This is a genomic window from Corallococcus sp. EGB (assembly GCF_019968905.1).
In the GTDB taxonomy this organism is placed as follows: domain Bacteria; phylum Myxococcota; class Myxococcia; order Myxococcales; family Myxococcaceae; genus Corallococcus.
In genome coordinates this window covers 4,962,299-4,974,609 of record NZ_CP079946.1, presented here as the reverse complement: position 1 = coordinate 4,974,609, position 12,311 = coordinate 4,962,299, and the positions used below count along the sequence as shown (strand labels likewise).

The window sequence follows — 12,311 nt, the reverse complement described above, 5'->3', positions numbered from 1 at the left end:
AAGCTGGAACGCCCGCCGCATCGCGCCGCGCTCGGAGCGTGCAAGGTTTGCACACGCTCCTCGCATGCACGGCACGGCAAGACGTGCATGCACGGCAAGGTTTGCACGGTCCGCGCAAAACAGACGTTTGTTGTCAACTTCTCGGGGCCTGCACGTTCCTTGTGCATCGGGGACGCGAGTGCTCCCCACGGATTCGAAGGACTGCGGGAGATGGACCGATGAAGGCGAGTGGCAAGACGTGGACGCAGTGTTTGTTCGTGATGGGGATGATGACGGCCCTGGGAGCCAACGCGGAGCCAACCGAGGATCCGCCTCCGGAGAACGGCGCACAGGGAACCCGATTGCATGGTTCGGAGCGCTTCGAGAACGTGAACATTCCGCTCGGGTCCATCGAGCCCTCGGCACCTCCTGCCGGGATGGAGTGCGGGGCGGCCTCGGCGCAGATGATCGGCGGGCGGCTCGTGGGCACCCAGGTCTGCACGAGCGGCAACGCTCAGGTGACGCGGCATCTGGAGGGATCCAGCCTCGCGGGGGCGTCGTTCCGCGCGCCGTTCGAGGGACGCTCGGTGAAGCTGACCATCGAGGGGCTCAGGTGCCACAACAACATCCTGTCGTCCAAGCTTCCGTGCACCGCACTGGACGCGAGTCTGGGCAAGGCGCTCTGGGAGTACCGCATCACGGCGTCTACGGAGGACAACCAGCCCCAGCTTCTGTGTCCGCACGGCAGCGGCTTCGCGCTCGCGGTGCCTTATGCGTGGTCCACGGGCGGCAATCTGCTCCCCAATCCCGAGTACTTCACCTTCGCCTGCGCGCCGGAGAACGAGAACAAGAGCGGGCCCCTGGCCGAGGCCTTCTACGTAGGCGGTGGCGTCATCGCCAAGTGCATCGACTGGGGCTTTCCGCCCTGGCCTGTGGCCCCGCGCACACAGGACAATGCGCTGAAGTACCACCAACTGTGCACGCGCATGGCCACGGCGGACTACTGCGGCGAGGGGCACAGCAACACGCTGGATGGGACGCCGCTGGAGTTCATGACGGCGGCGACCGCCGTTCGATTGGGCGAGGATGGCTTGCCGTCAACGCTGGACGGCTACTCCCTGGAGGCCGTGTGGATGATGGATGACTGCGGCGGAGTCCGGCCGCTGTGCCTGGGCAAGAAGCGCTGGAACACGCTGCCCCTGGAGGCCACGTGCGTGGGGGGAAAGCGCGTGCTTGCCCCGCGTGACGCGCTGGCCTGTGATTCGCTGAACCTGCCGGCCCAGACCGACGCAACTCTGCTCGTGTCGTATTCGCTCTTCATCGACCGGTCGCTGGTGCAGTTCAAAGACGCCGGCAAGGGCTACGTGACGACCACGTCGGTGACGGTGGACCCGGAGCTCGTCGAAGGCAGCAGCGTGAACGGGATCAGCTTGGACCTGGATGCGGATGGGGTCGCGGACGCGACGCCGTTCACGGCGCTGCGCAAGGAGGGACCCATCCTCTCGCCGAAGTTGCCCGCGAACATCCTGAAGCGCATGCGCGAGTTCATCAAGCCGCTGTACCAGTGCGTGGATGGATACGGGCACTACCTGCTCACGGATAGCGAGTCTTGTGACGGTATCGCTGGTTACTCCCTCAACACCGCCAACGATGGCCGAGGCATCGAGGGCTACATCTACAGCGCCGTGGACTCCACCAGCGCGAGCCAGCGCCGGCCGCTGAAGCTGTGGCAGCACCGGGAGCTGGGTGTCTTCGCCACGTCCACGCAGGCCCCGCCCGGGTTCACGTTCGAGCGTGACCTGGGTTACCTGCCCGCGGTGGGCCAGTTGCCGGGGCGCGATCTCTGATCACGGCGCGGACGCGCACACGCGCATCCCGATGAAGGGGAAGCGTGTGCGCGGTTCGCCATCGCCGTGGTTGAGGGTCAGGGCGGTCCGTGCGTCCTGGTAGAACGAACCGCCGCCATACGCGGGCGCGCCGGTTGGATCCGTCACCAGCCACTCCCACACGTTGCCGGACATGTCTGAAATGCCAAAGGGGCTGTCCGACACGGGATGTGAGCCCACCGCATCCGGTCCGAAGGCGCCTGGCTTGCGGCCGTAGGTCGCGTCGAAGTTGGCGTCATCCGGTGCCAGGGTCGGGCCGTGCGGATAGGCCCGGCCATCCGCGCCCCGGGCGGCACGCTCCCATTCACGTTCCGTGCAGAGACGCGCTCGGGGCACGCGGCCGGTGGTGTCCAGCCAGGCGGTGTACGCGCGAGCGTCCTCCCAGGAGATGCCGGACACGGGGAAGCGGCGCCAGTCCTGTTCAGCGCGCAGGGTGCGGTCTTGATACCGCAGCAGCTCCCCTTCCCTCGCCTGGTACTCGATGCCTTCGTGCTCCAGATGGAAGGTCCAGGTGCCACCCTTCGCCGGGAGCAGCTCGATGGTGCCGTAGTAATTGGTCCCCCGGGGCCTGCGGGCTTCACGCTCGTGTGCCGGCAACTCGCGCAGCCAGGAGATCCAGTCCGCATAGGTGACTTCGTGGCGCGCGATGAAGAAGGCGCCGGTCGTGAGTCCGTGGACCGGGCGCGAGCGGCGGATGCTCTCGTCGTCGCCGCTGCCGTAGAGGAAGCGGCCCGACGGCACGTAGACGAAGCCATCCGGGACGTGTTCGGGGATGGGGACCTTCGCCTGGAAGGTCTCGCCGCGCGCGAGCAGCACCGGGTAGCGCACGGCTTGACGGCCCGGCAGCATGAACGTCAGGCGGTACGAGCCGGGCTCGAGCGTGAGGCCGGAGGTCATGGGCGTCTTGCCGAAGGCCCTCGGTTCGGACCAGCGCGGCGGGCCTCCGGGCTGGGGGTCGAAGGTCTCGACCTGGATGTCGGCGCCCGCGGGCTCGCTGTCCAGCTCCAGGTGAGCGGGGGCGGTCACCTTCCGGCTCGTGGTGGCGCTGGGGTCCAGCTCCTCGAGGTGCTCCGTCAGGGCCTTCTTCGCCTTGGGGTCACGGTCGCGTTCCGCGACCAGGATGCGCTGGAAGAGGACCTCGGCGACGCGTTGATCCAGGGCGGGGTTCGTGCCCCGGCCCACGCGCTTCTGCGAGGCTTCAAGGAGCTCGCTGGCGTCCTGATAGTGGCGAGCCTGCTTCGCGCCCAGGTCCAGGGCCTGGGCCCAGATTGGCTCCGCTTTGGCGGAGCCGTCGGTGTCAAAGGCGATGAAGGCCTCTGCACGGAGGGCTTCGATGCGGTCCCCCAGCGCACGGCCTTCATCGAATCTGGCGGCAGCGGAGGCCATGGCCTCCTCCGCGTCGATGCGCCGGGAACGCTCGCCCCACCAGTTGCCGCCGACGAGGACGGCCACCGCGATCCCCGGGAGCGCGAGCACGCGGGTCACGCGCAGCCACCGTGGACGCGGGGGCGCGATGGCCGGAGGAGCGCTGCGTGAGGCGATGGACTCCAACGCTTCACGCAGGGCATCCGCCGAGTCGAAGCGTGCGACTGGATCATGCGCGAGGCAGCGCGCGAGGACCGCGGCGAACGTGGCGTCCACTCCGGGGACAGCGACGTCCAGCGGTTCGAAGATCCGGGGCCGGGCAGGCGCTTCCACGAGCGGTCCCGGCGTCGAACCTCCGCACAGCTCGTAGAGCAGAACGCCCAGCGAGAAGAGATCGCTGCGGACCGTGGCGGGTTCTCCCCGCCAGACCTCGGGCGCCATGTAGAGCGGCGTCCCGATGCGACCCGTGGCCAGCAGGTCCGAAGGACCGACGAGCCATTCCGGCGGAAGCGGAGGCACCGTCGCCGTCCGCTGCGCCGCGTCCATGCTCGCGGGAGCCCTCGGCACATCGGCGGTCGCGGGCGCCACCGGGATCGGGACATCCACCGTCGCCGCACCCTCCACGGGCACGGGACGCAGGCCCTCCGGCGGACGCACGAGCACGACAGGCGCCGTCGCCACGTCGAGCAGCTTCGCCACACCGAAGTCGAGCAGCTTCACCTGCCCGTCCTCCGTCAGGAGCGCGTTCGCGGGCTTGAGGTCCCGGTGCAGCACGCCCTGACGGTGTGCCGCCGCGAGCCCCCTCGCCAGCCCGATTCCAATCTCCAGCACCCGTGTCCACGGCGCCGGCCGGGACAACCGGTCCAGGCTCTCTCCGCGCAGGAACTCGGAGACGAGGTACGGCCGCTCCTGCACCTCGCCGACACGATGGATGCCCACCACGTTCGGATGCTGCACGCGGGCAATCGCCCGGGCCTCCGTGCGGAAGCGCTCGCGCTGCATTTCATCCGGCGCGATGCCAGCGATGAACTTCACCGCCACCAGCCGGTCCAGCACCGTGTCGTGCGCCAGGTAAACCTCGCCCATCGCGCCGCGCCCCAATGGCTGCACCAGGCGGTACTCGCCGAACGCCGCGGGCGGCTGCCACGCTGGAGGCGACTCGCTCCTCATTCACCCGCCGGACCGCGGCCTCGCGAGGGCGCGATGCGATACTGCTTCAGCTTGAACGCGAACGTGCGCAGCGGCATCCCGATGAGCTGGGCGGCCCGCGTCTGCACCCCACCCGTCGCCTCCAGCGCCCGCACCATCCACGTGCGCTCCAGCGTCCGCAGCTCCTCCGCCAGGTTCGGGAACACCGTGGGCGCCTCCGTCCCGCCCTCCGCGCGCGCCGCCTCGGGCTCTGACCTCGTCCCCACCCGCAGGGAGTCCGGCAGGTGCGACGGCTCCACCACCGGCCCGGGCGACATGGCCGCCGCGTACTCCATGGTGTTCTTCAGCTCGCGCACGTTGCCCGGCCACTCGTGCGCCCCCAGCACCTCCATGGCCGCGGCGGACAGGTGCAACGGTGGGCGGCCGGCCCTCGCGCAGGACTCCTCCAGGAACGCCCGTGCCAGCAGCGGCAGCTCCAGCGGCCGGTCCTTCAACGGCGGCAACGTCACCTTCGCTCCGGACAGCCGGAAGAACAGATCCTGCCGGAAGCGCCCGGCCTTCACCTCGTCCGACAGCTCCCGGTGCGTGGCCGCGACCACCCGCAGATCCACCTGCCGCTCGCGGGAATCCCCCAGCCGGGTGATCCGCTGCTGATCCAACGCCCGCAGCAGCTTCGCCTGGATGGGCAGCGACAGCTCCGCCACCTCGTCCAGGAACAGCGTCCCGCCGCTCGCGCGCTCCAGCAGGCCCGCCCGCGCCCGGTCCGCGCCGGTGAACGCGCCCCGCTCGTGGCCGAACAGCTCCGCCTCCACCAGGTTCTCCGGCAGCGCCGCGCAGTTGATCGGCACGAACGGCTGTTCCGAGCGCGGCGACGCGTGATGCACCGCCCACGCCGCGTTCTCCTTCCCCGCCCCCGTCGGGCCGTGGATCAGCACCGGCAGCGGACTCGCCGCCAGCTGGCGCAGTTGTTCGAACACGCGCGACATCGCCGCGTCCGCCACCACCACCGACCGCTCACCCAGTGACAGCCGGTACATGGACGGTCCGCTGACCCGGGTCCCCCCCGGCTCCGCTGCCTTCGCCGCTGCCTTCGCCGCGCTCAGCAGCGCGTCCCCCTTCATCCCGTCCCCCGGCGCCGACGCCACGCCCGCCCACACGCGCCCGGCCAGCGGCGAGAGGACCGACACCAGGTGCGCCGCCGCCGCTTCCGCCTCCTCGCCGGACAGATCCGGCAGCAGCACCATCAGCAGCTCCCCCACCTGCCCCACCGCGTCCATCAACCGCAGCGCGCCATCCAGCGCCCGCACCAACTCCCCCCGCGGCACCCGCGCGGCCTCCACTCCCAGCGCCACCACGCTCACCGCGAGCCCGGAGCCGTGCACCCGGTCCAGCTCCTCGGAGAGCCGGGTCCTCAGCGCGTCCGCCTCCAGCGCCCGCCGCTCCGGCAGGGGGCGCTCGCCCCGGTGGACCACCAGCGTCACGTTGCCCAACGTCACCGCATCACCGCTGTCCAGCAGCCGCGAGCCCTGCACCCGCTCCCGGTTGACGTGCACGCCGTTGTGGCTGCCCAGGTCCGTGATGAACACCTCGCCCTCCGCCACCGACACCCGCGCGTGCTGGCGGCTCACCGACGCGTCCTCCACCACCACGTCCACCCCCGCCGCGCGGCCAATCACCACCTCCCCCTCCCGGGGCAATGGCACCACCGTGGAGGTGTTCCCCTGGAAGAGCAGCAGGTACAGCCGGTCGTTCGAGGCGGCGCGGGAGGGCCCCCGGCGCGAGTCCTCGGTCTCCTTCGGGTCGCGTGGCTCCATTCCCTCAGAGAATGCACGGACCGTTGAATTCCGGGCAACACCGGGAGCACTCATTGATTTGCGGGTCAGGCCACGCGCGGTCCATGCTCCCACCCCGGAGGCGAGGGACTTTCATGGCCAAGATGCTGAAAGAAGGGGACGCGGTTCCGGATGTCACCCTGCAGGGGCCTGGCGGCGTGCCGGTGCGCCTGCGTGACCTGTTGGGCGACAAGGCGCTGGTCATCTACTTCTACCCGCGGGACGACTCCCCGGGATGTACGGTCCAGGCCTGCAGCCTGCGCGATCAGTACCAGGACTTCACGGACGCGGGCGCGGACGTGGTGGGCATCAGCAGCGACTCCGCCGAGTCCCATGAGAAGTTCGTCGCCAAGTACCGGCTCCCCTTCCGTCTCCTCAGCGACCCGGATGGCGCGGCGCGCAAGGCCTTTGGCGTGCCCACCAACTTCCTGGGGTTGTTGCCCGGGCGGGTGACGTTCGTCACGGACAAGGACGGCACCATCCGCTACGCGTTCGAGTCGCAGATCCAGGTGAAGAAGCACGCCGAGCACGCGCTGGACGTCGTCCGGTCGCTCACGGGTCAGGGGGCCGCTCCCACCCGTCCTGCCTGACAGGCGCGTTTGCCACGCGTTTCCCGGTAGACTGATTCCTGACGTCCTGGCCGTGGGAGCCGGGACGTCGTCCCCCTGTCGCGAGCAACATCGGGACACGTCGGGTGGGCCGGAGGACACGCCATGCGGTTGCACTGGTTGCTGGGACTGTCGTTGTGCGTCGGCGGCTGCACGAGCCTGACGAAGGACCTCCATGACGAGGGCCCGGGGGACGAAGAGGTGCCCACCGAGGAGACGGTGTACCTCGTGCCGCTGGACGAGGCCCTCTTCACCATGCGGCGCGTCTTCGAGGAGCAGCGCTACGACGTCTTCGAGCGCGCGGAGCAGCACGAGCTCTACACCTCCGCGCACGAGCCTGGGCTGAACCTCCCCGGCAACCGCACCTTCGAGCGCTACTTCGTGAAGGGCGCGGCGTTGGGCCCCCGCCAGTCCGTCATCCGCGTCTTCCGGCTGCGCTACCGCGAGCAGGACACGAACATCGAGGTGAAGCCCAAGTGGCTCAACGAGCGCATCCAGGACGAGGAGAAGTACCTCGCCCGGAAGACGTTCGAGCGCTTCACGTTCGACGGCGTGCCGGACATGGAGGGCTTCAAGATGGTGCGCGGCACGCGCGACCTGCCCGTGGAGCGCAAGCTGCTGGCGAGGCTGGAGATGGTGCCGTCGCTGGAGCTGGTGGGCGGCAAGACGTCTGCGCCCGTGCGCGCCGTCAAGGTGGAGGGCTGGGAAGACGACGCGCCCCAGACGCCACCCGTGCAGTGCGGCGAGCCGTTGCAGGGCGTGGAGCCGCTCATGACCGCCGGACATACAGTCCTGGTGGGTGATCCGCTGGGCACCCGTGAGCTGCCGGAGGTGGCCACGCGGATGCTGTGCGACGCGGTGGAGAAGAAGCTGCCGGTGGCGCTGGCGCTGTCCATGCCGTCCGAGGACCAGGGCGCGCTGGACGACTATCTGGCCAGCGAGGGCCACGGCCCGGACCTGGAGCGGCTGCTGGTGGTGAGCTCCTTCTGGCGCCGCGTGTACCAGGACGGCCGCAGCAGCGGCGCCCTGCTGCGTCTCATCGAACAGGCCCGCCGGTTGCGCGCGCAGGGCAACGCGGTGGCGGTGCTCGCGTTCGACTCGAACAGTGCCTCCGGCAACGCGCGCGAAGCCGAGATGGCGAAGAACCTCATCGCGTACCGCCAGGCGAACCCGGACACGTGGCTGCTGGCGCTCGCGGGCGACGTGCACGTGCGCACGAAGCCGGTGAGCTGGAACAAGGACTTCGAGCCCCTGGGCGCACGGCTGACGAAGGCCCTGCCCTCCTCGCCGGTGAAGGCGCTGGAGGTGGGCTTCGCGCGAGGTTCGCAGTTCTCCTGCCGCTTCAACGTCTGGGAGCAGGTGGACTGCAACGTCTTCGCGCTCAGCCCGACCCCGGAGCTGCGTCAGGAGCCGGGCACGCCGCGCAAGGTGGCGCTGTTCGACGGGCCCAGCGACAAGGGCTTCCACGGGCGGCTCTGGGTGGGGACGCTCAGCGCCTCCCCGCCGGTCATCCACCGCACCGCGCCGCCCGTGGCCCAGCAGGACTCCGACAAGCCCGAGCACTGACCCGGCAACCGCGCGGGCCCCGGACACACCGGAGCCCGCGCTCGAACATCCGTGCTCGGCTACGGCTGATTCGCCGTGACCTGCACGCCGCTCACCACCAGGGCGTAGTCGGCGTCCACCGCCGGGGTCTCCGTGTGGGCGTCCTGGACGATCTCATCCGCCAGGACCTCCACCTTCCAGGGGCCCGCGGCCGGGTTCGCGAGGAAGACGTTCTCCACGGTGTCCACCTTGTTGGACACGCCTCCGGACGTGGACACGTTGCCCGCAGTCAGGCCGTTATTGCCCCAATACACCGTGCCGTCCGGCGCCGTCACGCGCAGCGACAGGTCGTTGATGCGCGCCTGGGCCGCGCCCACCGTGCCCATCGGATCCGTGTAGACCATCGTCACGTTGAGCTCCGGCTCGCCGCTCGCCACCGTGAACGTGTACGTCTTGGAGGAGAGCGGCGTGAGCAGGTCCGTCTCGTCCACGACGAACGTCTTCGGCGCGCGGTCGTACAGGCGCTTCAGGTCGGACGTGCCCCAGCCCTGCTTGTTGCGGTCGATGTCCGCGTTGGCGCCGCCCGCCAGCCAGTTGTACCTGGCCGCGCCGTTGATCATCAGCGCCTTCGCCGTGGCCATCTGCGGACGGCTGGTGAAGACGTCCGCCTTCTTGCCGTGGCCGGCCCACACGCCCTCGTGCCACATCTGGTGCAGCAGGCCGAAGTGGCCCGACGTCTGCGGCGTGGCGGAGCTGGTGCCGCTGAACTCCGTGTACGCCGAGTCGGACGAGCCCGTCGCGCCCCGGATGCTGTCGTAATAGAACGCCAGGTCCGGCTTGATGCGGCCGTCCGCCGCCGGCCCGATGCTCGCGCCCGTGGCCCAGCGGTCATCCGTGCGCGTCTGCGTGTTGTAGTGCCGGATGCCGCCCACGGAGACGATGTTCTTCGCCCACGCCTGCGGCCGGGAGTTGCGCGTGCCGCTGTTGCTCTGTGACTGCGTGCTCAGCAGGGGCGCCTTGAAGAGGTAGTCGTCCACCTCCGCGGAGAGGGTCGTGTACGCCGTCGTCAAGGTGCTGCCCACGCTGGAGGTCTGGAACACCGCGCGGTACGGACCGCTCGGGTCGAGCAGCTCCTGGTTCATCGCGAGGCGGGACTTCGTGCCGCCGAACTGCGTGGACTCCGAGTAGAGGAAGAAGATGCCCTGCCCGCCCGGCAAGAGGCCCCGGGCCAGCGGATCCACGCCCTTGGCGAAGTTGTGGCTGTAGCAGCTCGTCCCGTGCAGCGAACCGGACGACGTGCCGGTGCTGTGGATGATGGGCGCGGTGGGCCACTCGCGGTGCGTGGTGCGCAGCTCGGTGTCGAAGACCTCGCCGCGCACGCCCTGCCCGTTCCAGCCCTTGAGCCCCTCGATGTAGTTGGCGCCGCCCGTCTCCCGCACGATGTCCATGTCCACCTCGCCGGGTCCACCCCAGCGGTCGATGAACTGCACCTCGTTGGCGCGCACCAGCTGCGCCAGCTGCGCCTGGTTGAGCGTCGCCTCCACGCGCAGGCCCGCCGGCTCCACCAGGTCCACCTTGCCGCCCAGCCGCTGCACCAGCGCCGTCACGCGGGCCTGCCGGGCCGCGCCGGGCTCACCCAGCATGATGGAGTAGCGCTGGGGCTCCAGCGCCGCCGCCCGCCCGAGCAGCGCGTCCCGGAGCACCGGCTCCAGGCGCCACTCCGGGTGGTAGTCCCCCACCCAGCGCACCGCCGGGAGCTGGGCCACGCGCGCGCGGACCTCCGACGGCATCTCCACCAGGTACGTGTGGTCCGACAGGAAGCGCAGCACCTTGCCGCCCGCGTTCTCGATGGTCTCCCGGTACTCCGGCAGCGGCGTGGCGTGGAACTGCACCAGTGACAGGGTGTTGTCCTTGTCCGCCACCAGCGCGTTGCCCAGCAGCGGCGCGGTGCGCGCCAGCGGATCGAACGACGCCTCCGCCAGCCGGATCAGGTACTCCTCCTGCTGCACGCGGCCCAGGAGCGCCGTGCCGCCACGCGTGTATGCGGAGTAGGACCGCTCCGTGCCGTCCGCCTGCCGCTCCCGCCAGACGTGCAGCTGCATGCCGGTGCCCCGCTCCACGTCCAGCGTGCGCAGGGCGCTGACCGGCCGCGCCGTCTGGTGGAACACCAGGCCCGACGCCGTCGCCAGGGTGGCGCCCCCGGACTGAAGCGCCGTCGCCACCGCCGCGCCCGGCGCCGCCTGGGCCCGGGTGGCCACTGAAGGGGGGCGCTCCGCCGCGAGCGCTCCAGCAGGAACCGCCAGGGTGCAGCCCAGCACCAGCGCCGTCACAGGCCGCCAGCCACCACGAGACGACGAGAACCGCTTCCGCATGTTCTGCATATCGTGCACTCCCTTCAAAGTGAGAAAAACAAGTAATACGTATTAAGCTAGTATTTCAAGTCCTTGCCACTGAGTTACAACAGGGCATGCATTTTTGCGGCGGGAGCGTCCTCCTTGGGTGGGTTTGAGTGGGTTTGAGTGGGTGGAGATCCTGCGTTTTCAGAGCGCGAATCCTACACCCCGAGTGGAAACATTCCGTCGGGTAGCGCGATAAACTCAATACACATGACTTCCATCAATTCGAACCGTCCCACTTCGTTCCAGCCGACGCAGTCGACGGTCCCGACCCCGCGCCCGGCGAGCGCGCCGCAGACGCAGGCGCCCGCCGAGTCCCCGGCAGCGCAGGCCGCGACGGAGCGCAACCGGGACTCCTTCATGCTGCGCCCCGAGGGCCGCGCCCGCGTTCGGATGGAGGGCGACAACTTCGTCCTGGAGGCCCGGGGCCAGGTGGGCAACCGCGGCTCGACGCCCCGGGGCGGCGTGCCCACGCGGCTGGGGCCGGTGAGCGCGGGCGGTTCCTTCGGGGTGCAGGGCAGCCTTCGCGTGGAGGTGCCGCGCGGGGCCGCCACGGACGCCATCCGGAACGGTCAGATGCCCGACCCCGCCTCCCCGGAGACGTGGCCGGTGGGCACGCGCGCCAGCACGGAGGTCCAGGCCCAGGCGGGCTTCAACGTGGGCCTGCGCGCGGGCCCGGGCAAGCTGGGCGAGCGGCTGGGACTGAGCACGTCGTACGACCTCAGCCACACGCAGCGCTACGAGTTGCAGCGCACGTCCGAGGACACGGTGCGCGCCACGGTGACGAGCCAGGGCCGCCAGCAGGACGGCGCCACCATCCGCGGCCTGGAGGGCCGGCAGGATCAGCGCCTGGGGCACACGGACTCGGCGGACTTCAACATCCGCACGCCCGAGGGCCGCGCGGCCTACTCCGAGTTCATGCGCACCGGCCAGCTGCCCCGCGCGAACGGCCCGGGGGTGAGCAACGTGCAGCGCACGGACTCGCTGGATCAGACCCGCGAGGGCCGCGTGCTGGGCCAGCAGGTGGCCACCACCGAGCGCCAGACGCGGCTCACGGCGGACGGCGCGGGCAACCAGACCGTGCGCCAGACGGACCGCAACGTGGCGGGCAGCACGCAGACGACGGAGATGCAGGTGGGCGCGGACGGCAACGGCCGGGCGCGCACGGCCATCAACGACTCCGTGGTGGCGACCACCACGACGCGTCCCGGCCAGCCCGCCGAGACGAACTACGAGCTGACCTTCACGGATCCGACCGCGGCGGCCCTCGCGCGCGGCGCGTTCTCCAGCGACGACGCGGCGGCGTCCAACACCGCCCCGTACACGGTGCGCCTCAACGAGCAGCAGGCGCGCGCGCTGGTGGAGCGCACCCTGGGCCCGGGCCTGCAGGGCGGCCAGCAGGCGCTGGACCGCGCCTTCCGCACCCTGTCCACGAACGGGCAGCAGACCTTCGCCACGACGCTCTACAACTCCACGGTGGACACGCAGCACCCCAACGCCGCGCGCCGCCCGCTCGAGTCCACGCCGGCCGAGACCGCGCCGATCCCGTAG

7 protein-coding genes are annotated in these 12,311 nt (G+C 70.4%); 4 read left to right on the top strand and 3 right to left on the bottom strand.

What is annotated here, in order from left to right; genetic code table 11:
* Window positions 1–218 precede the first annotated feature (218 nt).
* On the top strand, window positions 219–1,826 hold the full coding sequence (locus tag KYK13_RS20645; protein WP_223631870.1) for an ADYC domain-containing protein: 1,608 nt from the start codon (window positions 219–221) through the stop codon (window positions 1,824–1,826).
* Here the strand turns inward: KYK13_RS20645 and KYK13_RS20640 are convergent, their stop codons facing one another.
* Together KYK13_RS20640 and KYK13_RS20635 are read right to left on the bottom strand one after the other, a co-directional pair.
* Window positions 1,827–4,400, bottom strand: a complete 2,574-nt coding sequence (locus tag KYK13_RS20640; protein WP_223631868.1) for a bifunctional serine/threonine-protein kinase/formylglycine-generating enzyme family protein — start codon at window positions 4,398–4,400, stop codon at window positions 1,827–1,829.
* Window positions 4,397–6,193 (bottom strand): sigma 54-interacting transcriptional regulator, encoded by a 1,797-nt coding sequence (locus KYK13_RS20635; protein ID WP_223631853.1) that lies wholly within the window; start codon window positions 6,191–6,193, stop codon window positions 4,397–4,399. The genes KYK13_RS20640 and KYK13_RS20635 overlap by 4 nt, the downstream gene beginning before the upstream one ends.
* Window positions 6,194–6,306: 113 nt before the next feature.
* Between KYK13_RS20635 and KYK13_RS20630 the strand changes: the two genes are divergently transcribed.
* Together KYK13_RS20630 and KYK13_RS20625 are read left to right on the top strand one after the other, a co-directional pair.
* Window positions 6,307–6,801 carry a peroxiredoxin gene (locus KYK13_RS20630; protein WP_223631851.1) on the top strand — a complete coding sequence of 165 codons (495 nt, stop codon included), beginning with the start codon at window positions 6,307–6,309 and terminating at the stop codon, window positions 6,799–6,801.
* A gap of 123 nt (window positions 6,802–6,924) precedes the next feature.
* A complete protein-coding gene (locus KYK13_RS20625; protein ID WP_223631849.1) occupies window positions 6,925–8,385 on the top strand; it encodes a hypothetical protein in 1,461 nt (486 codons plus the stop codon).
* A gap of 59 nt (window positions 8,386–8,444) precedes the next feature.
* On the opposite strand, the gene KYK13_RS20620 is transcribed toward KYK13_RS20625, so the two are convergent.
* Window positions 8,445–10,736, bottom strand: coding sequence for a S8 family serine peptidase (locus KYK13_RS20620; RefSeq protein ID WP_223631847.1), 2,292 nt, complete (start codon window positions 10,734–10,736; stop codon window positions 8,445–8,447).
* A gap of 234 nt (window positions 10,737–10,970) precedes the next feature.
* On the opposite strand from KYK13_RS20620, the gene KYK13_RS20615 reads away from it, so the two are divergent.
* A complete protein-coding gene (locus KYK13_RS20615) occupies window positions 10,971–12,311 on the top strand; it encodes a hypothetical protein (protein ID WP_223631845.1) in 1,341 nt (446 codons plus the stop codon).